Origin of the sequence: Litorisediminicola beolgyonensis (genome assembly GCF_042679605.1) — a bacterium.
In the GTDB taxonomy this organism is placed as follows: Bacteria; Pseudomonadota; Alphaproteobacteria; order Rhodobacterales; family Rhodobacteraceae; genus Litorisediminicola; species Litorisediminicola beolgyonensis.
On the sequence record NZ_JBHTMU010000002.1, the window covers coordinates 160,861 to 185,279 of the forward strand.

23 protein-coding genes are annotated in these 24,419 nt (G+C 67.2%); 20 read left to right on the plus strand and 3 right to left on the minus strand.

Annotated features, from left to right (window positions below; genetic code table 11):
- Nucleotides 1–32: 32 nt before the first annotated feature.
- From ACFQ4E_RS02175 to ACFQ4E_RS02245, 15 genes are all read left to right on the plus strand, one after another.
- Nucleotides 33–902: a polyprenyl synthetase family protein gene (locus tag ACFQ4E_RS02175; protein WP_386801275.1), complete on the plus strand. Its 870-nt coding sequence runs from the start codon at nucleotides 33–35 to the stop codon at nucleotides 900–902.
- Nucleotides 903–910: 8 nt separating this feature from the next.
- Nucleotides 911–2,044, plus strand: coding sequence for a methyltransferase (locus tag ACFQ4E_RS02180; RefSeq protein ID WP_386801276.1), 1,134 nt, complete (start codon nucleotides 911–913; stop codon nucleotides 2,042–2,044).
- 129 nt (nucleotides 2,045–2,173) lie between these two features.
- The gene (bchC, locus tag ACFQ4E_RS02185) at nucleotides 2,174–3,115 is read left to right on the plus strand and encodes a chlorophyll synthesis pathway protein BchC (RefSeq protein WP_386801277.1); all 942 of its coding nucleotides are present in this window, start codon (nucleotides 2,174–2,176) and stop codon (nucleotides 3,113–3,115) included.
- Nucleotides 3,112–4,113: a chlorophyllide a reductase iron protein subunit X gene (locus ACFQ4E_RS02190; protein ID WP_386801278.1), complete on the plus strand. Its 1,002-nt coding sequence runs from the start codon at nucleotides 3,112–3,114 to the stop codon at nucleotides 4,111–4,113. Before bchC ends, ACFQ4E_RS02190 begins: the two co-directional genes overlap by 4 nt.
- Before the next feature lie 72 nt (nucleotides 4,114–4,185).
- A complete protein-coding gene (gene bchY, locus ACFQ4E_RS02195; protein WP_386801279.1) occupies nucleotides 4,186–5,694 on the plus strand; it encodes a chlorophyllide a reductase subunit Y in 1,509 nt (502 codons plus the stop codon).
- 58 nt (nucleotides 5,695–5,752) lie between these two features.
- Nucleotides 5,753–7,216, plus strand: coding sequence for a chlorophyllide a reductase subunit Z (bchZ, locus tag ACFQ4E_RS02200; RefSeq protein WP_386801280.1), 1,464 nt, complete (start codon nucleotides 5,753–5,755; stop codon nucleotides 7,214–7,216).
- Nucleotides 7,213–7,428, plus strand: coding sequence for a cytochrome PufQ (gene pufQ, locus ACFQ4E_RS02205; protein WP_386801281.1), 216 nt, complete (start codon nucleotides 7,213–7,215; stop codon nucleotides 7,426–7,428). The genes bchZ and pufQ overlap by 4 nt, the downstream gene beginning before the upstream one ends.
- 120 nt (nucleotides 7,429–7,548) lie before the next feature.
- The gene (gene pufB, locus ACFQ4E_RS02210) at nucleotides 7,549–7,698 is read left to right on the plus strand and encodes a light-harvesting antenna LH1, beta subunit (protein ID WP_072778079.1); all 150 of its coding nucleotides are present in this window, start codon (nucleotides 7,549–7,551) and stop codon (nucleotides 7,696–7,698) included.
- Between the two features lie 11 nt (nucleotides 7,699–7,709).
- A complete protein-coding gene (gene pufA, locus ACFQ4E_RS02215) occupies nucleotides 7,710–7,871 on the plus strand; it encodes a light-harvesting antenna LH1, alpha subunit (protein WP_386801282.1) in 162 nt (53 codons plus the stop codon).
- A gap of 158 nt (nucleotides 7,872–8,029) precedes the next feature.
- The gene (pufL, locus tag ACFQ4E_RS02220; protein WP_386801283.1) at nucleotides 8,030–8,872 is read left to right on the plus strand and encodes a photosynthetic reaction center subunit L; all 843 of its coding nucleotides are present in this window, start codon (nucleotides 8,030–8,032) and stop codon (nucleotides 8,870–8,872) included.
- A 3-nt stretch (nucleotides 8,873–8,875) separates the two neighbouring features.
- A complete protein-coding gene (pufM, locus tag ACFQ4E_RS02225; protein WP_386801284.1) occupies nucleotides 8,876–9,871 on the plus strand; it encodes a photosynthetic reaction center subunit M in 996 nt (331 codons plus the stop codon).
- 1 nt (nucleotide 9,872) lies between these two features.
- Entirely contained in the window at nucleotides 9,873–10,991 is a 1,119-nt protein-coding gene (pufC, locus tag ACFQ4E_RS02230; RefSeq protein ID WP_386801285.1) for a photosynthetic reaction center cytochrome PufC, read from the plus strand.
- A gap of 197 nt (nucleotides 10,992–11,188) precedes the next feature.
- Nucleotides 11,189–13,102, plus strand: a complete 1,914-nt coding sequence (gene dxs, locus ACFQ4E_RS02235; RefSeq protein ID WP_386801286.1) for a 1-deoxy-D-xylulose-5-phosphate synthase — start codon at nucleotides 11,189–11,191, stop codon at nucleotides 13,100–13,102.
- Between the two features lie 88 nt (nucleotides 13,103–13,190).
- The gene (locus ACFQ4E_RS02240; protein WP_386801287.1) at nucleotides 13,191–14,141 is read left to right on the plus strand and encodes a TAXI family TRAP transporter solute-binding subunit; all 951 of its coding nucleotides are present in this window, start codon (nucleotides 13,191–13,193) and stop codon (nucleotides 14,139–14,141) included.
- A gap of 48 nt (nucleotides 14,142–14,189) precedes the next feature.
- On the plus strand, nucleotides 14,190–15,962 hold the full coding sequence (locus ACFQ4E_RS02245) for a TRAP transporter permease (protein WP_386801288.1): 1,773 nt from the start codon (nucleotides 14,190–14,192) through the stop codon (nucleotides 15,960–15,962).
- A gap of 13 nt (nucleotides 15,963–15,975) precedes the next feature.
- Here the strand turns inward: ACFQ4E_RS02245 and ACFQ4E_RS02250 are convergent, their stop codons facing one another.
- Nucleotides 15,976–16,632 (minus strand): GntR family transcriptional regulator, encoded by a 657-nt coding sequence (locus tag ACFQ4E_RS02250; protein WP_386801289.1) that lies wholly within the window; start codon nucleotides 16,630–16,632, stop codon nucleotides 15,976–15,978.
- Nucleotides 16,633–16,744: 112 nt separating this feature from the next.
- On the opposite strand from ACFQ4E_RS02250, the gene dctP reads away from it, so the two are divergent.
- The 5 genes from dctP to ACFQ4E_RS02275 all read left to right on the plus strand — a co-directional run bounded on the left by dctP (nucleotide 16,745) and on the right by ACFQ4E_RS02275 (nucleotide 22,482).
- Entirely contained in the window at nucleotides 16,745–17,725 is a 981-nt protein-coding gene (dctP, locus tag ACFQ4E_RS02255) for a TRAP transporter substrate-binding protein DctP (RefSeq protein WP_386801290.1), read from the plus strand.
- Between the two features lie 99 nt (nucleotides 17,726–17,824).
- Entirely contained in the window at nucleotides 17,825–18,376 is a 552-nt protein-coding gene (locus tag ACFQ4E_RS02260; protein ID WP_386801291.1) for a TRAP transporter small permease, read from the plus strand.
- On the plus strand, nucleotides 18,376–19,692 hold the full coding sequence (locus ACFQ4E_RS02265; RefSeq protein WP_386801292.1) for a TRAP transporter large permease: 1,317 nt from the start codon (nucleotides 18,376–18,378) through the stop codon (nucleotides 19,690–19,692). The genes ACFQ4E_RS02260 and ACFQ4E_RS02265 overlap by 1 nt, the downstream gene beginning before the upstream one ends.
- Nucleotides 19,689–20,933 (plus strand): malonyl-CoA decarboxylase domain-containing protein, encoded by a 1,245-nt coding sequence (locus ACFQ4E_RS02270; protein ID WP_386801293.1) that lies wholly within the window; start codon nucleotides 19,689–19,691, stop codon nucleotides 20,931–20,933. The genes ACFQ4E_RS02265 and ACFQ4E_RS02270 overlap by 4 nt, the downstream gene beginning before the upstream one ends.
- Nucleotides 20,934–20,967: 34 nt before the next feature.
- Nucleotides 20,968–22,482 (plus strand): malonate--CoA ligase, encoded by a 1,515-nt coding sequence (locus ACFQ4E_RS02275; protein WP_386801294.1) that lies wholly within the window; start codon nucleotides 20,968–20,970, stop codon nucleotides 22,480–22,482.
- Between the two features lie 51 nt (nucleotides 22,483–22,533).
- Here ACFQ4E_RS02275 and idi read toward each other — a convergent pair whose 3' ends face one another.
- Nucleotides 22,534–23,067, minus strand: a complete 534-nt coding sequence (gene idi, locus ACFQ4E_RS02280; protein ID WP_386801295.1) for an isopentenyl-diphosphate Delta-isomerase — start codon at nucleotides 23,065–23,067, stop codon at nucleotides 22,534–22,536.
- Nucleotides 23,064–24,239 (minus strand): geranylgeranyl diphosphate reductase, encoded by a 1,176-nt coding sequence (locus ACFQ4E_RS02285; RefSeq protein WP_386801296.1) that lies wholly within the window; start codon nucleotides 24,237–24,239, stop codon nucleotides 23,064–23,066. Before ACFQ4E_RS02285 ends, idi begins: the two co-directional genes overlap by 4 nt.
- Between the last annotated feature and the right edge of the window lie 180 nt (nucleotides 24,240–24,419).

Genomic DNA, 24,419 nt, shown 5'->3' on the forward strand with positions numbered 1-24,419 from the left:
AATCTGCATGGTGGCCGAATTGGAGACATGTCATGTCATTGACTTCACGGATCGACGCGGCGGTCTCGGCGGCCTTGATGCACGCGGCGGGCGGGCCCGACGCCCCGGCGACTCTCTCCCGCGCACTGCCTTATGCCTGCCTTCCCGGCGGGGCGCGAATCCGTCCGACGATTCTCTTGTCGGTTGCAATGGCCTGCGGCGACGACCGCCCGGAACTGTCCGACGCCGCTGCCGCCGCGCTCGAGCTGATCCATTGCGCCAGCCTCGTTCATGATGACCTGCCATGCTTCGACGATGCCGATCTCCGGCGCGGCAAGCCGTCGGTCCATCGCGCCTATTCCGAGCCGTTGGCGGTCCTGACCGGCGACTCGCTCATCATCCTCGCCTTCGACGTACTGGCCGAGGCCGCCGCGGTGGCGCCCCTGCGCGGTCTCGAACTGATCCGGACGCTGGCCTGCCGGACGGGCATGCCGCACGGCATCTGCGCCGGGCAGGGATGGGAAAGCGAGGCGAAGATCGACCTCTCCGCCTATCACCGCTCGAAGACCGGTGCGCTCTTCATCGCCGCGACCCAGATGGGCGCGGTTGCCGCGGGGCAGGAGGCCGAGCCCTGGGCCGAGCTTGGCGACCGGATCGGCGAAGCCTTCCAGGTGGCCGACGATCTGCGCGATGCGCTGGGCACCGAGGCGAGCCTCGGCAAGCCCGCCCATCAGGACGATCTGCACGGACGTCCGAACGCCGTGACCGAGCTGGGCGTCGAGGGCGCGGTGAAGCGTCTCGAAGACATCCTGTCGGGTGCCATCGCCTCGATCCCGTCCTGTCCCGGCGAGGCCATGCTGGCCGGGATGGTCCGCAAGCAGGCCGAGCGACTGACACCGGTCCTGAAGCCCGCGCGGGCCTGATCGCGGTGGTGGAAGTCTCCGGAGAGGCGTCCCCGGGCCTCCGCCGCCGCGATCTCCATACACGTCTCCTCCGTCTTGCCGCGCAGCCCGGATTCCAGCGCTGGGCGGCACGGATTCCCCTTCTGAAACGAAAGGTTAGAAGCGAGGGGCGGGAGCTTTTCGAGCTTGTTCAGGGATTTGTTGCAAGCCAGGTGCTGTCTGCGCTGGTGTCCCTCGGGCTGTTGGAGCGGTTGCTCGATGGCCCTGAGGTGCTCGACGCTCTTGCGCGCGAGACGGGCATTGCGCCCGAACGCTTCCATCGTCTCGCTCAGGCTGGGGCGGCGCTCGGACTTCTGACGCTCCGGGACGACCAGGTACGGCTGACCCTGCGGGGCGCGGCGCTGGCTGGCGTGCCGGGACTGCGCGACATGATCCTGCATCACGATATTCTCTATCGCGATCTCGCCGATCCGGTCGCGTTCCTGCGCGGCGAGACGGACCCGGAACTGGCGCGGTTCTGGCCCTACGTGTTCGGAGCGGGCGCCGCCGAAGACCCCGAGCGCGCCCGTCGCTATTCCAACCTGATGGCCGAAAGCCAGGGGCTCGTCGCGCAGGATGTGCTGGCCGCGACGGACCTGTCGGGCGCCCGCCATCTCCTCGACATCGGTGGCGGTACCGGCGCGTTCGCGTCGGCGGTTGCGGCGCGGCACCCGAAGCTCCGCGTGACGCTGTTCGATCTTCCGCCGGTGATCGCCGCCGCGAAAGAACGGCTTGCGGGCCAGCCCGCCTCCGACCGGATCGACACCGCTGCAGGCTCGTTCCGCGACGATCCGCTGCCCCAGGGCGCCGATACGATCAGCCTGATCCGCGTGCTCTACGACCACAGCGACGACACCGTCGCGGCGCTTCTGGCCAAGGTGGCCGAGGCCCTGCCTCCGGGCGGGCGGTTGATCGTGGCCGAGCCGATGTCGGGCGGCAGTCGGCCCGAGCGGGCGGGCGATGTCTATTTCTCCTTCTACACGCTGGCGATGGGCACCGGGACCACGCGGGCGGCGTCGCGGATCGCGGATCTGTGCCACGCCGCGGGTCTTGTCCCCGACCGCCCGATCCACCCCAAGCGGCCTTTCGTGACCAGCATCGTCACCGCGCGCAAGCCCGGGTGAGTGTCCATTTTCATTGACAGGTTGCACTGTCCTGTTAGTCTGACAGCTGAATTGTAAGCTTGGACTGACAGTCCTCCGATTCTCGGGAGAGTTGTCGAAACCGGCGCAAGGAAAAGGGGGGAGACCGACATGCACGCATCAGCCGTCCTGCTCAGCAAACCCCGGACCTTGTCGGTCGACACGCTTCCTCTCAAAGATCCCCAGCCCGGCGAGATCGTCGTCGACATCGCCTTTTCCGGGATCTCCACCGGCACCGAAAAACTCTTCTGGACCGGGGATATGCCGCCCTTTCCGGGCATGGGCTGGCCGCTCGTTCCCGGCTACGAGGCCGCGGGCGAGGTGGTCGAGGCCGGGCCCGAGACCGGCTTCCGCCCCGGCGACACGGTCTTCGTGCCCGGCGCGTCCTGCTTCGACGGCGCTTACGGTCTGTTCGGTGGCGCATCCTCGCGCCTCGTGACCGAGGCCGGTCGAGTCGCGCGGATCGATTCGACGCTTGGGGCCGAAGGCGCGCTCCTGGCGCTCGCGGCGACGGCGCGCCACGCGATGGCGGGTCTCGACAAGCACCCGCCCGAGCTGATCGTCGGACATGGCGTCCTTGGCCGCCTTCTCGCGCGGCTCACTCTGGCCGCCGGAGCGCCCGCGCCCACGGTGTGGGAGATCGATCCCGCCCGCCGCGCCGGTGCCGACGGCTACGAGGTTATCGCGCCCGAAGACGACCCGCGCCACGATTACCGCGCGATCTACGACGCCTCCGGAAATGCCGCGATCCTGAACGACCTGGTGCGCCGCATCTCCCGCGGGGGCGAGATCGTGCTCGCGGGCTTCTACGCCCAGCCGCTCAGCTTCGCCTTTCCGCCCGCCTTCATGAAGGAGGCCCGCCTGCGCGTCGCGGCGGAATGGACCCCGCAGGACCTGATCGCCACCCGCGCTCTGATCGAGGCCGGGGCGCTGTCGCTGGCCGGACTGATCTCGCACCGCCGCGCCGCGACGGAGGCGGCCGATGCCTACAGGACCGCGTTCGAGGACGCCTCCTGCCTGAAAATGATCCTCGACTGGAAGGAAACACCATGAAGGACGAAGTCCCCAACCTGAAGGATTTCGACCAGAGGCTGCGCGACGAGGCCCATGAGGATCTCGCCGATGTGCTGCCCAGCGAGGCGACCAAGAAGACCCAGATCATCGCGATCTACGGCAAGGGCGGGATCGGCAAGAGCTTCACGCTCGCCAATCTCAGTCACATGATGGCCGAACAGGGCAAGCGGGTGCTGCTGATCGGCTGCGACCCGAAATCGGATACGACGAGCCTTCTTTTCGGCGGCAAGGCCTGCCCCACGATCATCGAGACCTCGACCCGCAAGAAGCTCGCGGGCGAAGAGGTCGCCATCGGCGACGTGTGCTTCAAGCGCGGCGGCGTCTTCGCGATGGAGCTTGGCGGGCCCGAGGTCGGTCGCGGCTGCGGCGGGCGCGGGATCATCCACGGCTTCGAGCTTCTGGAAAAGCTTGGCTTCCACGACTGGGATTTCGACTACGTGCTTCTCGACTTCCTGGGCGACGTGGTCTGCGGTGGCTTCGGCCTGCCGATCGCGCGCGACATGGCGCAGAAGGTGATCCTCGTCGGGTCGAACGACCTGCAGAGCCTCTACGTCGCCAACAACGTCTGCTCGGCGGTGGAGTATTTCCGCAAGCTCGGCGGCAATGTCGGCGTCGCGGGTCTCGTCATCAACAAGGACGACGGATCGGGCGAGGCGCAGGCCTTTGCCGAGGCCGTGGACATCCCGGTTCTCGCCGCGATCCCGCAGGACGACGACCTGCGGAAGAAATCAGCGAATTACCAGATCGTCGGCACATCGGCCTCGCCTTGGGGTGCGCTTTTCGCGGGCTTGGCCGAGGCGGTTGCGGGCGCGCCCCCGGTGCGCCCCGCGCCGCTCAGCCAGGACGGGCTTCTGGAGCTTTTCGACGGCTCCGAGACCGGCGCGGGCGTGACGCTCCAGCCTGCAACCGATGCCGACATGCGCGGCAAGGACGCGGTGCCGAAAGTGTCGCTCGAGGTGATCTACGACGAAGCGTGAGGACGGCGCGGCGGGGCACGGCCCCGCGCGAGAGCTGCGCAAACGGAACTGAGACCAAGATTGGACGGCCGAGTGAAAGACGAGATCGACCAGACCCAGAAGCCAGAGCTGACCGGCGGTTGCGGCGCGAAAGCGACGCTCGAGCAGGCAGCGCGCGACGCGGGACAGTCCGAGATCCTCGACCGCTACGCCGCGGACTACCCCAAGGGCCCGCATGACAAACCGCAGTCGATGTGCCCGGCCTTCGGAAGCCTGCGCGTCGGGCTCCGGATGAAGCGGGTCGCCACGGTGCTCTCGGGCTCGGCCTGCTGCGTCTACGGGCTGAGCTTCGTGTCGCATTTCTACGGCGCGCGGCGCTCGGTCGGTTACGTGCCGTTCAACTCCGAGACCCTCGTGACCGGCAAGCTTTTCGAGGACATCCGCGACAGCGTCCACAAGCTGGCCGATCCCGAACGCTACGACGCCATCGTGGTGACGAACCTCTGCGTGCCGACCGCATCCGGCGTCCCGCTCAGGCTCTTGCCGCGCGAGATCGACGGGGTGCGGATCGTCGGCATCGACGTACCGGGCTTCGGGATCCCGACCCATGCCGAGGCCAAGGACGTGCTCGCGGGCGCGATGCTCGACTATGCCCGCGAAGAGATCGCGGCGGGTCCGGTCGCGGCGCCCGAGGGGCGCGTGACGGATCGCCCGGCAGTCGCGCTTCTGGGCGAGATGTTCCCGGCGGACCCGGTGGTGATCGGCGGGATGCTCGCGCCAATGGGGCTCGCCGCCGGACCGGTCGTGCCCTGCCGCGAGTGGCGCGAGCTTTATGCCGCGCTCGACTGCCAGGTCGTGGCCGCGATCCATCCCTTCTACACCGCCGCCGTCCGCTCCTTCCAGGCCGCGGGCCGGACCGTCGTCGGATCGGCGCCCGTCGGCGTCGAGGGCACGCAGGCCTGGCTCGGTGCGGTGGGCGAGGCTTACGGGATCGCCGCCGACAAGATCGCGGCGGCCCAAAACGGCATGCTCCACGCCATTCGCGGCGCGCTTGCGTCCGCGCCGATCAAGGGCCGGATCACGCTCTCGGGCTACGAGGGATCCGAGCTTTTGGTGGCCCGGCTTCTGGTCGAGAGCGGCGCGGATCTCGCCTATGTCGGCACTGCCTGCCCCAAGACCCCTTGGTCGGTGGCGGATCGCGACTGGCTGGAAGCGAAGGGAGTGAAGGTCGTGTTCCGTGCCTCGCTCGAGGACGATCTCGCCGCGATGGAAGCGGTCCAGCCCGACCTCGCCATCGGCACCACGCCGGTCGTGCAGAAGGCCAAGGAGCTGGGTATCCCGGCGCTCTATTACACCAACCTCATTTCCGCGCGGCCGCTGATGGGCCCCGCCGGCGCGGGCGCGCTGGCCGAGATCGTCAACGCGGCGATTGCCGGAAAGGAGCGGATGACACGGATGCGCGCCTTCTTCGAAGGTGTCGGGACCGGCGAGACCGCCGGGGTCTGGGAGGGCGCACCGAACACGCGGCCCGACTTCCGCGCGCAGAACCTCAAGAAGATCGAGAAGCAGCAGAAACGCGCTGACGCGGAGCGGATGATATGAGCGGGATCGTCTCTATTCCGGCTCAAGCCGCCGTGTTTTCGATGCGGGGAGGCCGGTCATGCTGATCCAGGATCATGACCGGGCGGGCGGTTATTGGGGCGCGGTCTACGCGTTCTGCGCGGTGAAGGGCCTGCAGGTCGTGATCGACGGTCCCGTCGGCTGCGAGAACCTGCCCGTCACCTCGGTTCTGCATTACACCGACGCGCTGCCGCCGCACGAGCTGCCCATCGTCGTCACCGGTCTTGGCGAGGAAGAGCTCGGACGCGACGGCACCGAGGGCGCGATGAAGCGCGCCTGGGACACGCTCGATCCGGCCTTGCCCGCCGTGGTCGTCACCGGCTCCATCGCCGAGATGATCGGCGGCGGGGTGACGCCGCAAGGAACCACGATCCAGCGCTTCCTGCCCCGGACCATCGACGAAGACCAATGGCAGGCCGCCGACCGCGCGATGACCTGGATCTTCACCGAATGGGGCATGACCAAGGGCCGGATGCCGCCCGAGAAAAAGCGCGAGGAAGGCGCAAAGCCGCGCGTCAACATCCTCGGGCCGATGTATGGCACCTTCAACATGCCCTCCGACCTCGCCGAGATCCGGCGCATGGTCGAAGGGATCGGGGCCGAGGTGAACATGGTGATGCCGCTCGGCTCCCATCTTGCCGAGATGCGCAATCTCGTGAACGCCGACGTCAATATCTGCATGTATCGCGAGTTCGGGCGCGGCCTCTGCGAGGTACTGGGCAAACCCTACCTGCAGGCGCCGATCGGGATGGAATCTTCGACCCTGTTCCTGCGGAAACTGGGCGATCTCCTGGGTCTCGACCCCGAGCCGTTCATCGAGCGCGAGAAGCATTCGACGCTCAAGCCGCTCTGGGATCTCTGGCGCTCGGTCACGCAGGATTTCTTCGCCACCGCGAGCTTCGGGATCGTCGCGAACGAGACCTATACTCGCGGCATCCGCAATTTCCTCGAGACCGATCTGGGGCTCCCCTGCGCGCTTGCGGTCGAGCGCAAGGCCGGGGCCAAGACCGACAATGACCGCGTGCGGGCCGAGATCCACCAGAAGCGGCCGCTCGTGATCCTGGGATCGATCAACGAGAAGATGTACCTGGCCGAGATGAGCGCCGGGCACGGGCCGAAGCCGACCTTCATCCCGGCCAGCTTCCCGGGCGCCGCGATCCGCAGGCATACCGGCACGCCGATGATGGGCTATGCCGGGGCGGTCTACCTGCTTCAGGAGGTCTGCAACGGCCTCTTCGATGCGCTCTTCCACATCCTGCCCCTGGGCAGCGCGATGGATGCGGGCGAGGCGACGCTGACGCCGCTCCGCCGCGACATGCCCTGGGATGCCGATGCGCAGGCCGAGCTTGACCGGATCGTCGCGACCCATCCGGTGCTCACGAGGATTTCCGCCGCAAAGCAGTTGCGCGACGCCGCCGAGGCGGCTGCGCTGAAAGAGGGATCGAGCCGCGTCCTGCGGGAGACGGTCCTGTCCCTGACCCCGACCACAGGAGGATCGACATGAGTGATTTCACGTCAAACGCGCCCAGGCACAGAAGCCGTCGCGGGACCGAATTCCTTCTCTATTTCAGCCTGATTTTCATTCTGGCGATCCCCTTCGCCACGGTGTTCTGGCTGCTCGACGTGTTCCAGAAGCAGACGCTCTTCCTGCACGGGCCGCTCGCCCGCGCCTGGGCCGAAGCCGACCGGATCACGCCGATCCTGTTCTCGGCCTGACGGCCGATCCGACCTGATCCTTCCACCAGGGAGGGCCAGAGCCTCTGGGGCGTCCACACCCCCGGGGGTCCCCGCCGCGAGGGACTCGCGGCGTCAGCTAAACGTTCCGGAGGAAAGTTCATGGCTGATAATACCGACCTGTCCTTCACAGGTCTCACCGACGAGCAGGCGCAGGAACTGCATTCCGTCTACATGAGCGGCCTCTGGCTGTTCTCGGCGGTGGCAGTGGTCGCACACCTTGCGACCTTCATCTGGCGTCCGTGGTTCTGAGGGAGAGAGAGATGGCAAAGTTCTACAAGATCTGGCTGATCTTCGACCCCCGCCGCGTTTTCGTGGCCCAGGGTGTCTTCCTCTTCCTGCTGGCGGCGATGATTCATCTCGTCCTGCTCAGCACGGATCACTTCAACTGGTTCGAGATCGCGGCCCAAAAGGCCGGCGGTTGACCCGTCGCGTGCGCCGTCCTCGGCGTGCGCGGGACCAAAGAGGTGCACGAGAACTCTGCGGGCGGTGACGTCCCGGCGGCCGCCCGCAGATACCGACACGTTCGACATTCACGGCCACCCGCCCGGGACGCGCCGCGACAACAGCGGAGACCGAGACAATGGCAATGCTCAGTTTCGAGAAGAAGTATCGCGTTCGCGGAGGGACGCTGATCGGCGGCGATCTGTTCGATTTCTGGGTAGGCCCTTTCTATGTGGGCTTCTTCGGGGTCACGACCGCGTTTTTCGCCTTGTTGGGGACGATCCTGATCTTTTGGGGCGCGTCTCAGCAGGGAACCTTTAACCCCTGGCTCATCAGCATCGCTCCGCCCGATCTGAGCTACGGTCTCGGAGCCGCGCCGCTTATGGAGGGCGGGCTCTGGCAGATCATCACCATCTGCGCGACCGGGGCCTTCATTTCCTGGGCGCTGCGCGAGGTCGAGATCGCGCGCAAGCTCGGCATCGGCTACCATGTGCCCTTCGCCTTCAGCTTCGCGATCCTCGCCTATGTCACGCTGGTGATCTTCCGCCCGATCCTTCTGGGCGCCTGGGGGCACGCGTTTCCCTACGGGATCTTCAGTCACCTCGATTGGGTTTCGAACACCGGCTACGCCTACCTGCATTTCCACTACAACCCGGCGCATATGCTGGCGGTGACGCTCTTCTTCACCACCACCCTGGCGCTGGCGCTGCACGGTGGCCTGATCCTGTCGGCGGCCAATCCCGAGAAGGGTGAGGTCATGAAGACGCCGGATCACGAGGACACCTTCTTCCGCGACTTCATCGGCTACTCGGTGGGACCGCTGGGGATCCACCGGCTGGGCTTCCTCCTGGCCATCAACGCCGTCTTCTTCTCGGCGGTCTGCATCATCATCTCGGGCCCGGTCTGGACCAAGGGCTGGCCGGAATGGTGGAACTGGTGGCTGGAGCTCCCGCTCTGGGGCCACGTCAACGGGGGGATGTGAGCCATGCCGTCGCTCGAATATCAGAACATCTTCAACCAGGTTCAGGTGCAAGGCGCGCCGGAACTCGGGATGAACGACAACGGGCAGATGGCCGAGGAGAGGATCGGGACACCCGGCTTCTCGACCCTCGCCGGCTGGCTCGGTAACGCGCAGATCGGTCCGCTCTACCTGGGCTGGACCGGCGTCGTCAGCTTCGCCACCGGCGGGCTCGCGATCTTCATCATCGGTCTCAACATGCTGGCGCAGGTCGGCTGGTCGATCCCCGAGTTCATCCGCCAGCTCTTCTGGCTGGCGCTCGAGCCGCCCTCGCCCGAACACGGGCTCAGCATGCCGCCGCTCGACGATGGCGGCTGGTACATCATCGCGAGCTTCTTCCTGCTCGTCGCGGTGATGAGCTGGTGGGCACGATCCTACCTGCTCGCCAAGGAACAGCGGATGGGCAAGCATGTCTTCTGGGCCTTCGGCTCAGCGATCTGGCTGTTCCTGGTCCTCGGTCTCTTCCGGCCGATCCTCATGGGCTCCTGGTCCGAGGGCGTGCCCTACGGCATCTTTCCGCACCTCGACTGGACCACGGCCTTCTCGATCCGCTACGGCAACCTCTATTACAACCCGTTCCACTGTCTCTCGATCGTGTTCCTCTACGGCTCGGTCCTGCTCTTCGCGATGCACGGCGCGACGATCCTCGCCGTGACCCGCTACGGCGGCGACCGCGAGCTCGAACAGATCGTCGATCGCGGCACGGCCAGCGAACGGGCGGCACTGTTCTGGCGCTGGACGATGGGCTTCAACGCCACGATGGAGGGCATCCACCGCTGGGCCTGGTGGTTCGCGGTTCTGACCCCGATCACCGGCGGCATCGGCATCCTTCTGACCGGCACCGTCGTCGACAACTGGTTCATCTGGGCGCAGGAACACAGCTTCGCCCCGGCCTATGACGGCTCGTACGGCTACGAGGCGTTCGACCAGTCCTATCAGGGCTTCATCGGGGGAGGGGAGTGACATGCTGCCTGAATGGTTCAACAGCTGGAACAGGGACAATCCCGCCAAAAACCTCTTCGGACCAGCGGTCCTCGTCGGGGTCGCGGGCGGGGCGGTCCTGGTCGCGGCGCTGCTCGTGGCCTTCGGCCAGCCGCTTGCCACGAAGTCGATGCAGACCGGTCCCCGGGGCACCGGCATGGTGGTGAGCAAGTTCGTCACCGATATCGAAACCGCCGATCCGACCATCGCCGACTACTACACCGAAGCGCCCTACGTGCCCGAAGAGGGCGCGGAGCTGGCCAAGGACATCTACGAGAACGTTCAGGTTCTGGGCGAGGTCACGACCGACAACTTCAACCGGCTCATGCTGGCGATGACCCAATGGGTCGCGCCTGAACAGGGCTGCGGTTACTGCCATGCCGGTGCCGACGAGGGCAACTATGCCGCCGACGACGCCTATACCAAGGTGGTCGCCCGGCGGATGATCCAGATGACCCAGAACATCAACGAGTACTGGGCGGGTCACGTGAACGCCAATGCCGAGGTCGGGGTCACCTGCTACACCTGCCACCGCGGCCAGAACGTGCCTTCGGAGATCTGGTTCAAGATCGACCCGGTCAACGAGGCGATGAGCGGCTGGTCCGCCAACCAGAACCGGGTGACGGTGCAGAGCCAGTACACCTCGCTGCCCTCCGACGCGCTCGAGGCCTATCTCCTGAACGGCGAGCAGATCGGCGTCCACAATCTCGAGGCGCATGTCGCCGAGAGCCCGGCGGACGAAGGTGTGCGGACCTGGCAGCAGACCGAGCGGACCTTCAGCCTGATGAACTACGTGGCGAACTCGCTGGGGGTAAACTGCACCTTCTGTCACAACACCCGCGCCTTCTACGACGGTGCGCAGGTGACGCCGCAATGGTCGACCGAGACGCTGGGCATCCAGATGGTTCTCGAGCTGAACAACGACTACCTCGTGCCGCTGGCCTCCGAGTATCCCGAGAACCGGCTCGGTCCGGTGCATGGCGACGCGCCCAAGGCCGCCTGCAAGACCTGCCACAAGGGATACCAGCAGCCGATGCAGGGCATGAACGTGATCTCGGATTGGCCCGAGCTCGCGACGACCGGGGCTCCGGTCTACGAATGACGGCACGGGGGGCGGCCCCGGCCGCCCCTCTGTCCCCACCGATCCGGTCGGCACCCTTCCCATGACGACCGGATATCGGAGTGCCCCTGTACTCCGAAACTTCCTGTTGGCTACAGGAACGGCGCCACGTCCTGATACCGCCTGCGCGACATCGGGACGTGGCGCCAAACTCTCTCAGCGCCGAGGAGGATGACGCCATGACCCGACCAGACACCCCGCTTCTCGACCGCGTCGCCGGTCCGTCGGACCTGAAGGCTCTGAGCGACCGCGACCTCGCGAAACTGAGCGACGAACTGCGCGCCGAGGTCATCTCGGCGGTGTCCGAGACGGGCGGCCATCTGGGGTCGTCCCTCGGGGTCGTCGAGCTGAGCGTCGCCATCCACGCGGTGTTCAACACGCCGATGGACAAGCTGATCTGGGATGTCGGCCACCAATGCTATCCGCACAAGGTCCTGACCGGTCGGCGTGACCGCATCCGCACATTGCGGCAGAAGGGCGGTCTGTCGGGATTCACCAAGCGCTCCGAGAGCGCTTTCGACCCGTTCGGCGCGGCGCATAGCTCGACCTCGATCTCGGCGGCGCTGGGCTTCACGGTCGGGCGCGACATGGGCAAGCCGACGGGCGACGCCGTCGCGGTGATCGGAGACGGATCGATCAGCGCCGGCATGGCCTATGAGGCGATGAACAACGCGGGCGCCGAGGGACGCAGGCTGTTCGTCATCCTGAACGACAACGAGATGTCCATCGCACCACCGGTGGGCGCGATGTCGGCCTATCTCTCCGGTCTCTACGCGGGCGGGCCTCTGCGCCAGATGAAGGCGCTGGCCGAAGGGGTCGAGGCCGCGCTGCCCGGCCCGATGCGCGAAGGCGCGCGCCGCGCCCGTCAGCTGGTGATGGGAGGCGGGCAGGGCACGCTCTTCGAGGAGCTGGGCTTCGACTATATCGGCCCGGTCGACGGGCATGACATGGGCCAGCTTCTGGCGGTCCTGCGCGCGGCGCGGGCGCAGGCGACAGGCCCGGTGCTGATCCATTGCTGCACCGTCAAGGGCAAGGGCTTCGCCGCTGCCGAGGGGGCCGCGGATCGCGGGCACGGCGTGTCGAAATTCGACCCTGTTACGGGCCAACAGGCCAAGTCGCGGCCCAATGCGCCCTCCTACACCAAGGTCTTCGGCGAGGCTCTGACCCAGGAAGCCGCGCGCGATCCCGACATCGTCGCGGTCACGGCGGCGATGCCCTCGGGCACCGGCGTCGACATCATGGCCAAGCGCTTTCCGGCGCGGGTCTTCGATGTGGGCATCGCCGAGCAGCACGGCGTGACCTTCGCCGCGGGCATGGCAGCATCCGGGCTGAAGCCCTTCTGCGCCATCTACTCTACCTTCCTGCAGCGCGGCTACGACCAGGTCGTGCATGACGTCGCGCTGCAAGGGCTGCCGGTGCGCTTCGCCATCGACCGCGCGGGGCTCGTCGGGGCCGATGGCGCCACGCATGCGGGCGCCTTCGATATCGGCACGATGGCCACCCTGCCGGGCATGGTCGTGATGGCCGCCGCGGATGAGGCCGAGCTCGTTCACATGGTCGCCACCGCCGCCGCGCATGAGGGCGGTCCCATCGCCTTCCGCTACCCGCGTGGGTCAGGCACTGGCGTGGCGCTGCCCGAACGCGGCGAGGTTCTGGAGATCGGCAAGGGCCGGGTGCTGCGCGAAGGCTCGGACGTCGCGCTACTGAGCTTCGGCGCCCACCTGACCGAGGCCGAGCGCGCCTGCGACCGGCTCGAGGCAGAAGGCGTGTCGGTCACGCTGGCCGACGCCCGCTTCGCCAAGCCGCTCGACATGGACCTGATCCGCCGTCTCGCCCGACATCACGCGGCCCTGATCACGCTCGAACAGGGCGCGATCGGCGGGTTCGGGGCGATGGTTCTCCAGCAGATGGCCGCCAAGGGCCTCCTTGACCGGGGTCTCGCGGTGCGCACGCTGCACCTGCCCGACCGCTTCATCGACCAGGCGAGCCCGGACGAGATGTACGCGGATGCGGGCCTGACCTCGGCCGATATCGCCGCGACGGCGCTCTTGGCGCTGGGCCGCGAGGCGCGGGTGGTCGCCTTCCGGGCCTGAGCCTCACGCGTCTCGACATTCACCAATTCCCGGCCCACAACCGATGCAGAGGGACCGGCGACTGGTCCCGGACCAGGGAGGATGTCTCATGATCAACGCGAAATTCGTCTCCGCCGCGCTGGCGCTCGGGCTGATTGCCGGGGCCGCATCGGCGGAAACCCGTGTCACCTACAAATCCGCCAAGACCGGCTCGTCCTATTACCAGATGGGCGTCGAACTGGCCGAAGCGATGAAGGCCGGAACCGACGGCGAGATCTCGGTCACCGTCGAGGAGAGCCAGGGCTCGGTTCAGAACGTGATGGAAGTGCGCGCCCGGGGCGGCGACTACGTCTTCACCACGCCGCCCGCGCTCGTGGGCCTCGCCCAGGGCGGCAAGGCGATGTTCGAAGGCAAGGGCGACCCGAAATTCGACGAGATCCGCGCGCTCTTTCCGATCCCGTCGCTGACCATGCATTTCGTGATGTCCGCCGACAGCGGCGCCACGTCGCTGGCCGATCTCGAGGGCAAGACGATCCTGCTCGGCAAGGGATCGTTCGGGGCGACCGAGGGCGAGAAATACCTGGGTCTCTTCGGGCTGACCGACAGCGTCGAGATCGCCGATGCCGAGCTCTCCAACGCCGTCGCGGCCCTGAAGAACGGGCAGATCGACGGCTTCGTGACGGCGGGCTCCTTCCCGGCGCCGAACGTGGTCGAGGTGGCGGCGTCAATGCCGGTCACCGTCATCTCGATGAGCGACGCCGAGGTCGAAGAGACCGGGCGCACCAAGCTCGTGATCCCCGCGGGCACCTATGCCGGGCAGGGGAGCGACATCGTCACCACCTCGCTTCCGGTCGCGGCCTTCACGACGACCGCGATGGATGACGACACCGCCTATGCGCTGACCAAGACCTACTGGGAGCAGAAGGCGAAGATGGCGGATGCCTCGCCCTGGTGGGCCGGGGTCACGCCGGAGCTGATGGCGAACATCACCGGCGCCTACCATCCCGGCGCGCTGCGCTACTACAACGAGGCGGGCATGACCGTCACCGCCTCCGAATAATCGACGCGCGCGGGCGCCCCGCGTGCCCGCGCCCCTTCGACTGACCCCATGTCCCTTTCCCCCTCCCGTCTTCTCTGGCTGGCGCTCGCCGCGCTTCTTGTGGCGTTCCATCTGGGTCTCGTCTTCAGCGGGCTGGTGCCGAACCTCGTGGCGCGGCCCCTGCACATGGCGCTGATCCTGCCGTTCGCGCTGGTCTACGGCGCAGAGGGGCGGTGGCGGCTGGGCTCCGGCCTGGTTCTGGCGGTGATCGGGGTCGCGGCGGCGCTCTGGGTCGCGGTCGAGAGCGACCGGCTGATCGACCAGTACGGCTTTCTCGAGAGCCGGTTCCAGACCGGGGTCGCGATCGTACTCCTGGTCGTGGTGATCGAGACCGCGCGCCGGGCCATCGGCTGGCCCTTGCCGCTCGTGGCCTCCGCCGCGCTCGCCTACGGGCTCTTCGGTCAGCACATTCCCGGCGAGTTCGGCCATGCGGGCACGCCGCTCGCGTCCTTCCTGGGCACGTTGACCATCGCCGAGGGCGGCATCTGGGGCACGCTCACCGGCGTGTCGGTCAATGTCGTCGCGATCTTCGTCATCTTCGGCGCCGTCCTGAACGCGGGCGAGGCGGGGCAGGGGTTCATGAACGTGGCCTCATCCGCCGCCGGACGGCTGAGGGGCGGGGCGGCCAAGGTCTCGGTCCTGTCTTCGGCCTTGTTCGGGTCGATTTCCGGCTCCGCCTCGGCCAATGTCGCCTCGACCGGAGCGATCACGCTCCCGGCGATGACAAAGCTCGGCTATCCCAAGCGGCTCGCCGCGGCGGTCGAGGCGGTCGCCTCGTCGGGCGGCCAGATCATGCCGCCCCTGATGGGCGCGGGCGCCTTCGTGATGGTCGAGCTGACCGGCGTTCCCTACACCCAGATCATGGCCGCCGCGGCGCTCCCGGCGGTGCTCTACTTTCTGGCCGTCTGGGTCGGCATCAACGCCTATGCGCGGCGCTTCGACCTGAAGAGCGTGGCCGAAGAGGATCGCCCGGCCCGGCGCGACGTGATCGTCACGTCGCTCTTTTTCCTCTTTCCCTTCTCGGTGCTGCTCTGGGGCATGTTCGTCTCGGGCGTGACGCCGGAATACGCGGCGGCGCTCGCGATCCTCGCCGGAGCGCTCCTGCTTCTGACCGATGGATCGCTGCGGGTCCGCCTGCCCGAGATCGGCGCCCGGCTGGAGACCGCGCTTCTGACCGCGGCCAAGCAGGTGGCGATGATCGCCGCGATCATCCTTTGCGCCTCCATCGTGATCGGCGTGCTGTCGATCACCGGGCTCGGGGTGAAGATCACCTCGCTGATCCTCGAAGGGTCGGGCGGGCTCTTGTGGCCGTCGCTTCTTCTGACCGCGGTGGCCTGCCTTGTCCTCGGCATGGAAGTGCCGACGACCGCGGCCTATGTGATCTGCGTTTCGGTCGCGGGCCCGGCGCTCGTCGAGCTGGGTCTTGAGCCGCTGCAGGCGCATCTCTTCGTCTTCTGGTTCGCGCTCCTGTCGACCATCACCCCACCTGTCTGCGGCGCGGTCTTCATCGCCGCGGGCATGATCGGGGAGAACTGGCTGAAGGTGGCGCTGACCGCGATGGCGCTGGGCGTCGGGCTCTACGTGATCCCCCTGGGAATGGTCGCCAATCCCGGAGTTCTGGCGCTGGCCGACGCGCCTGCGCTGGCGCTCTTCGCTGCCGCGCGGATCGGGCTGGGACTGACGCTGCTTTCGGCGGGTCTGATCGGTGCGCGGAAGCCCCTGCCGACAATGGGTCTCTGCCTGTCCGGTCTTGTGGTGATCTTCGCGGGTCTGTGGCTCTAGGCCACCGGGACCGTCACTCGGCCGCGGATTTCAGTCCGGCCAAGACGCGGTGGAATTTCTCGCCCTGGATCGCGACGTGGCTCCGCAGCGCTTCGGCGGCGGCGGCCCCGTCTCCGCGCGAGAGGGCTGCGAGGATCTCGTCATGCTCGGCGAGAGACTGGTCCATTCGCCCGCGCAGGCGCAGCTGCGTCCGGCGGAAGGGCTTCAGGCGACGGTGAAGGCTGCGCGTCTCGTCGGCGAGAAAGGCATTGCCGCTTTCGCGATAGAGAATGTGATGGAAGCGCTCGTTCTCGTGGTAGTAGCCATCCGCGTCACCGCGATCGGCGGCATCGCGACAGCGGGTGTTGGCGTCGGCCAACTCTTCGAGCGCCGCCTCGTCGATCCGGAGCGCAGCGAGGCGGCCGCAGACCGCTTCCAGTTCGGCCATGACCTCGAACATCTCGATCAGTTCGACCGGGCTCGGCTGCCGCACGAAGACGCCACGCCGCGGCTTCTGTTCGACCAGGCCGGAGAGCGACAGCCTCTGCAGGGCCTCGCGCATCGGCGTCCGCGAGACACCGAACCGCTGCGCCAGACGCACCTCGTCGAGGCGGGTGCCATCGGGATGGGTGCCGTCGAAGATCTCTTCTTCGAGAATCCGGGCAATGCTGTCAGCGCGGCGCTGTTCCATGTGAGAAGGCTACTCCCGGCCGTTCAAAAATGCAATTTCCCAAATCTTGTATACAAGAAGTTGACTTGCGGAGGGACTCGGTCATACTCAGCCGAGTTCAAGGGAGGAAACCATGAAACGCACACTGACCGCACTGACGGTCGCGCTTGCCGCGACCGTGTCCGCCGCCGATGCCGCGCAGCTTCGCCTGTCGCACCAGTGGTCCGAGAATGACGTCCGTCACAAGGTCGCCCAGATGGTCGCCGACGAAATCGCCGCCGCAGGCGTCGATCTGGAGCTCCGGATCTTCCCCTCGCAGTCCCTGTTCAAGGCGCGCGAGCAGTATACGCCGCTCAGCCGCGGTCAGCTCGACATGACGGTCCTGCCGCTGTCCTATGCCGGCGGCCAGCAGCCCGCCTACAACCTCACGCTCATGCCCGGCCTCGTGAAGAACCACGACCACGCCGCGCGGCTTGTCGAGAGCCCGTTCATGGACGCGCTCGAAGAGCGGATGGCCGAAGATGACGTGATGGTGCTGGTCCACGGCTATCTCGCGGGCGGGTTCGCCGGCAAGGAGGGCTGCATCACCGCGCCCGAAGACGTGCAGGGCCTTCAGACCCGCGCCGCGGGCAAGGCGTTTGAGCAGATGCTCGCCGGTGCCGGCGCCTCGATCGCGTCGATGGCGTCCTCCGAGATCTACAACGCCATGCAGACCGGGGTTCTCGACGCGGCCAACACCTCGTCCTCGTCCTTCGTCAGCTACCGCATCTACGAGCAGGTCGCCTGCTACACGCCTCCGGGCGAATATGCGCTCTGGTTCATGTATCAGCCGATGCTCATCAACAAGACGACCTTCGAGGGCCTGAGCGAAGAGCAGCAGCAGGCGCTTCTGGATGCGTCGGCCAAGGCGCAGGCCTTCTATCTGGAAGAGGCCAAGAAGGAAGACGGCGAAAGCCGCCAGGTCTTCGCGGATAACGGTGTCGAGATCGACGACATGACCGAGGAAGAGTTCAACGCCTGGCGCGAGATCGCGGCCGAGACCTCTTACAAGGCCTTCGTCGAAGAGACCGAAGGCGGTCAGGAGCTGCTCGACAAGGCGCTCGCCGTCGAGTGATCCGTCACGGCCCGCATTCTGTCGGGTCCGGTGCCGGGGGGCGGCGTGTCCCCCGGACCCTCGGGAGAGGCCTCCCCAAACAAGAAGGACAGGGACCGCATGTCCGGAACGATCAACGATCCCTCTGTCGCGCGGACAGGCGGCAACCCGTTTCTCCGCACCGTCGCCGCGATCTCGACCGTGGCGGGCTGGTGCTCGGCGGCGATGATCGTCATCGCGGTGGCGATCACCTGCCAGATGATCTTCGTGCGCTTCGTGCTGAACGGCTCGACGATCTGGCAGACCGAGGCCGTGGTCTACCTGATGATCGCGGCGACGCTGATCGGCCTGCCCTATGTCCAGCGCCTGCGCGGTCACGTGAATGTCGACCTGGTGCCCCTGGCCCTGTCGCCCCGCTGGCGCAAGGCGCTCGCGGTCGGGATGCTCGCCGTCTCCTGCGTGATCGTTGCGATCATGCTCTGGTACGGCTACGAGTGGTGGCACTTCGCGTGGGACCGGGGCTGGCGGTCGGACACGGTCTGGGGTGTGCTTCTCTGGAAGCCTTATCTCGCGCTGCCCGTAGGGCTCGGGCTGTTCCTCTTGCAACTCGTCGCTGACCTCTACGCGGTCGTCGCCGGGATCGACAAACCTTTCGGGCTGGAGGACAGCTGATGGACCCGCTGCTTCTGGGCGCCATCGTCGCCATCATCACCATCGTCGTTCTCTTCTCGGGCGTCTCCGTGGCCGTCGGCCTGCTGATCGTCTCGGCCCTGTTCCTGATCGTCTTCGACGGGCCGCGGTCGCTGGAGCTGATGCCGGAGATCCTCTTTGGAAAGCTCGACAATTTCGCGCTCCTGTCGATCCCGATGTTCATCATCATGGGCGCCTCCATCGCCTCGACACGCGCGGGCGCGGATCTCTATGAGGCGCTCGAGCGCTGGCTGACCCGGGTGCCGGGCGGTCTTGTCATCTCGAACCTCGGGGCCTGCGCGCTTTTCGCCGCGATGAGCGGATCGAGCCCCGCGACCTGCGCCGCCATCGGCAAGATGGGCATCCCCGAGATGCGCAAGCGCGGCTATCCCGACGGGGTCGCGGCGGGCTCCATCGCGGCGGGCGGCACGCTCGGCATCCTGATCCCGCCCTCGGTCACGATGATCGTCTACGGGATCGCCACCGAGACCTCGATCGGGCGGCTGTTCCTCGCGGGCGTCCTTCCGGGGCTGATGCTGGTCGCGCTTTTCATGGCCTGGTCGCTCTATTCGACCTGGCGCTCCGGCGATGCGGGCGTGCTGTCCGCGGGCAGCTACACCTGGCGCCAGCGGCTCGAGATCCTGCCGCGCGTCCTGCCCTTCCTGGCGATCATCCTCGGCGTCCTTTATGCCATGTATGGCGGCATCGCGACGCCGTCGGAGACGGCGGCGGTCGGCGCGCTTCTCTGCATGGTGATCGCGATGGTGATCTACCAGCTCTGGAGCCCCTCGGCGATCTGGACGATCCTGCGGGATTCGACTCGCGAGAGCGTGATGATCCTCTTCATCATCGCGGCGGCGGGCGTCTTCAGCTACATGCTGTCCTCGCTCTTCATCACCCAGTCCATCGCGGAGTGGATCGGCACGCTCGACGTCAATCGCTGGGTGCTGATGGGGGCGGTGAACGTCTTTCTCCTGATCGCGGGCTTCTTCCTGCCGCCGGTCGCGGTGATCCTGATGGCGGCGCCGATCCTTCTGCCGATCATCACCACCGCCGGGTTCGACCCGATCTGGTTCGCGGTGGTCCTGACGATCAACATGGAGATCGGGCTGATCTCGCCGCCGGTGGGGCTCAACCTCTACGTGATCAACGGCATCGCGCCGGACATCTCGCTCAAGACCATCCTGATGGGGTCTCTGCCCTTCGTCGCCTGCATGGTGATCGCGATCGTCCTGCTCTGCATCTTCCCGGGCATCGCCACCTGGCTGCCCGACATGGTGATGGGACCGGCGCTATGACCCTGCTCGGCGATCTTCTCTCGACGGTTTTCGAACGCCGCCACAGGCTGGGCGCAGGACCACGCGCCGATGGCGAGCCGATCGAGCGGCTGACGCGCGAGCTTGTCTCGGCCAGGGACGAGACCTCGGGCCTGACCGCGGCGCGCAAGATCCTCGCCCGCTACGCGGCGCTCGACGACGAGGGGCGCATCGCGTTCTTCCGGCACCTCGCGGGCGATCTGAACCTCGACCCCGCTGCGGTGCGCGAGGCGCTGGGCGCGTATGAGGCCGAGCCCTCGGGCAAGAGCTACCGCGCCTTCACCGCCGCCGCCGAGCCGCCCCGGCAAGAGCTGATCCGGCGTCTGAACCAGCTTTTCGGCGCCACCGGCCACCTGGTCGCCATGCGCGCGGATCTGCTGAGGTTGATGGGCAAGGACCCGGCGCTCGCGGCGCTGGACCTGGACTTCAAGCACCTGTTCCGGAGCTGGTTCAACCGCGGGTTCCTGGTGCTACGGCCGATCAACTGGGAAAGCCCGGCGCAGGTCCTCGAGAAGATCATCGCCTATGAGGCCGTGCACGCCATCGCCAGCTGGGACGATCTGCGCCGCAGGCTCGCGCCGCCCGACCGCCGCTGCTTCGCCTTTTTCCATCCCGCGATGCCGGACGAGCCGCTGATCTTCGTCGAAGTCGCGCTGACCCAGGGCGTGCCGAACTCGATCCAGCGCCTGCTCGATGACGGGCACGCGCCGCTCGATCCCGAACTGGCCGACACGGCGGTGTTCTACTCGATCTCCAACTGCCAGCCGGGTCTCGCGGGCATCTCCTTTGGCAATTCGCTGATCAAGCAGGTGGTCTCGGATCTTTCGGTGACGCTGCCGGGGCTCAAGACCTTCGTGACGCTTTCGCCGATCCCGGGCCTCTGCCGCTGGATGTCCGACGAAGGCATCACGCCGCCGAACGAGCCACGCGCGCAGGCCGCGCTGGCGGCGCAATACCTGCTGCACGCTAAGCGCCCCGACGGCCTGCCCCGCGATCCGGTCGCCCGCTTCCACCTCGGCAACGGCGCGATGATCCATGCCGTCCATGCCGAGGCCGACCTGTCCGAGAACGGGCGCAGCCAAAGCCTTGGCACCATGGTGAACTACCTCTACGACACCGCGCGCGTGGCGACGAACCACGAGCGTTTCGCGGCCCAGAAAGAGGTGGTCGCCGCCCCCGATGTCACGCGCCTCGCGGCCAGCGCCGCACCGGCGCCCGCCTGATCCTGCATCCCAGCCCGCTTCCCAGGAGGACGCGATGAGCAATCCGCTTTACGATACCCTGTTCGGCCGCCACGCCGGATCCGACCGAACCTTCCTGCGTTTCTCCGATGGCAGCACCCTGACCTATGGCGTGTTCCTGGAGACCGCCGCGCGGATCGCGCATGTGCTTGTGGCGCGTGGCCTCGAGCCCGGCGACCGGATGGCGGTGCAGGTCGAGAAGAGCCCCGAGATGCTGGCGCTCTATGCGGGCGCGGCTCAGGCCGGGGTGATCTTTCTGCCGCTCAACACCGGCTACACGGCAGGCGAGCTCGACTATTTCGTCGAGAACTCCGGCGCGAAGCTTTTGGTCTGCGACAGCGCGAAGCGCGGCACGCTCGCGCCGATGGCCGAGCGTCTGGGCGCGGGGATCGACACACACGATGCCGACGGGTCGGGCTCGCTGATGGACAGCGCCGCGTCTCAATCCACCACGTTCGAGACGGTTTCGCGCAGCGCCGACGATCTGGCCGCGTTTCTCTACACCTCCGGGACCACGGGGCGGTCCAAGGGCGCGATGCTCACCCAGACCAACCTTCTGTCCAACGCCGAAACGCTCGCCGCGCATTGGCGCTTCACCGATGAAGACGTGCTGATCCACGCGCTGCCGATCTTCCACACGCACGGGCTTTTCGTCGCCACCAACGTGACGCTGGTGGCGGGCGGCGAGTTGGTCTTCCTGCCGAAGTTCGACCTCGACGCGATCCTCGAGGCGATGCCGCGCGCGACCGCGATGATGGGCGTCCCGACCTTCTACACGCGGCTTCTCGACGACGAGCGGTTCACCAAGGACGTCGCCTCGAACATGCGGCTGTTCGTATCGGGCTCCGCGCCGCTTCTGGCCGAGACGCACAAGCGCTTCGAAGAGCGCACCGGTCACCGCATCCTCGAACGCTACGGCATGACCGAGACCAACATGAACACCTCGAACCCCTATGACGGCGAGCGTCGTGCGGGCACGGTCGGCTTCCCGCTGCCGGGGGTGGAGCTGAAGATCTGCGACCCGGAAACCGGCGATGAGGTGCCGCAGGGCGAGGTCGGCCAGATCGAGGTGCGCGGTCCCAACGTCTTCAAGGGCTACTGGCAGATGCCGGAGAAGACCGCCGCCGAGCTGCGCGAGGACGGGTTCTTCATCACCGGCGATCTCGGACAGATCGACGAGGATGGGTATGTTTCGATCGTCGGACGGAACAAGGACCTGATCATTTCGGGCGGCTACAACATCTATCCCAAGGAAGTGGAGATGGTGCTCGACGATCAGGACGGCGTGTTGGAAAGCGCCGTGATCGGCGTGCCGCATCCCGATTTCGGCGAGACCGTCCTCGGGGTGATCGTGCCGGACCCCGGCGCCGAGCCGGATCTCGATGCGATGATGGCGGCCTGCTCCGAGGCGCTGGCGCGCTTCAAGCATCCCCGCAAGCTGGTGCTGCAAGAGGAACTGCCGCGCAACACCATGGGCAAGGTCCAGAAGGCGGCGCTCCGCGAGCGCTATGCCGAGACGTTTTCGGGTTGAGATAAGGCCGTCGCGGCGCGCGATCCGGCCGGAACAGGGTCGATCTTGCCGTCAGGCCGAGGCCAGAAGATCCGCCGGGAAAATGCGCTGGTCGTGCTCCGCCAGGTAGATCCGAAGCCACGGCGTGAAGCGCGCGGGCTCAGACGCGATCTCTGCGCGAAGATCGGGGAGCGTCACCCAGGCCGTCTCCATCACCTCGGCGGGATCGGGGTCGAGCCGCAGCCCTGCGGGCGCATCCGCGGTGAAGAGATCGACCACTTCGTGCTCGATCAGCCCGCCGCCGACATCGGCGCGATACTCGATCCGGTCGCGCCGTGTCAGCGCCAGGCCGGTGATGCCGAGCTCCTCGGACAGCCTGCGGGTCGCGCAGGCCTCGGGCGTCTCGTTCCAATGCGGATGGGTGCAGCAGGTATTCGCCCAGAGCCCGGGCGTGTGATACTTGCCCATCGCGCGGCGCTGGATCAGAAGCTCGGGCCCGCGCAGCACGAAGACCGAGATCGCCTTGTGGCGCAGGCCGCGCTCATGCGCGGCGAGCTTGTCCACCGGCGTCAGCGTGCCGTCGATCCAGGCCGGAATGAGCGTCATACATGGGTCTCCCGCACCAGGCCCGAGAGATGCGCCAGGTTCTTGAACCCGATCTTCAGATGGGCGAGGGGGCGGGCCTTGACGAGCTTCTTGTTCATGTAGGCTTCGAAGGTCAAGCGCTGCACGTCGATGTCATGGCAGAGCGACACGAAGCGCTCGCGACGGCTGTCCGAGCGGTAATAGGCGTTCTGCATCGAGGCGAGAACCCGGAAGACCGAGCGGTGTTCGCGCATGAAGATCTTCCGCGCCAGCGCCAGGTCGCGCGGCCGCCCCGAGGCCAGGCAGGCGGCGGTCGCGGTCGCCGCGGCGCGGCCCGCCACCATCGCGTAATAGATACCCTCGCCCGAGCTGGGCGCGACGACGCCCGCCGCGTCCCCGACCAGAAGCACGTCCTGCCCGTTGTCCCACCGCTTGAGCGGCTTCATCGGGATCGGCGCGCCTTCCTTGCGCAGCGTTTCGCATTCTGAGAGCCCGCAGGCCTCGCGCAGCGCGGCGGTCGCGTCCTTGAGGTCGACATCGGGCCGCTCGGTGCCCATGCCGATCGAACAGGTGTCGCCATGCGGAAAGACCCAGCCATAGAAATCCGGCGAGATGCGGCCGTCATAGATCACGTCGCAGCGGACCGGATCGTAGAGCGCGAGGTCGCGCGGCGCGGCGACGATCTCGTGATAGGCGAAGACCAGCGGCACGTCCTCGGCGCCCGGCACTTCGGCCCGGCCAACCCGGCTCTTGGCGCCATCCGCGCCGACGATCAGGCGGGTGGTCAGATGCTGCTCGCGGCCCTCGCGGTTGCGGAAGATCACCCTGGGCCAGCCGTTATTTCGGTCGATCCTGAGGAAGGTCCCGGTGAAACGCGTGGCGCCCGCGTCTTCGGCGCGGGCGCGCAGGAACGGGTCGAAATCCTTGCGATCGACCATGCCGACAAAGCCGTCCTCGACGGGAATGTCGACCTGACGCCCCGTGGGAGACACCATCCGCGCGGTGGTGATGCGCGCCACGAGCTGGTCCTCGGGGATGTCGAAATCGGCGATCAGCCGCGGGGGAATGGCCCCGCCGCAGGGTTTGATCCGACCCTCGCGATCCAGAAGCGCGACCTTGTGGCCGTCCCTGGCCAGATCGGCGGCGGCGGTGGCGCCCGACGGGCCTCCGCCCACGACTACGACATCGTACATCTTCATTCCCCCGGTTGCAGAGCGGCGCTGGCGGGGCGCGGCCCGTCTATGATGCGGGCTGCCATCACCGCGGCGGCGGCGAAGAGCAGCGCTTCGGCGGCGAAGACCACCGCGAATGCGGGCGCGTCGGCGAGCGCCTGACGCGCGAGATCGACCGCGGCCGCGCCGGTCAGCCCGCCG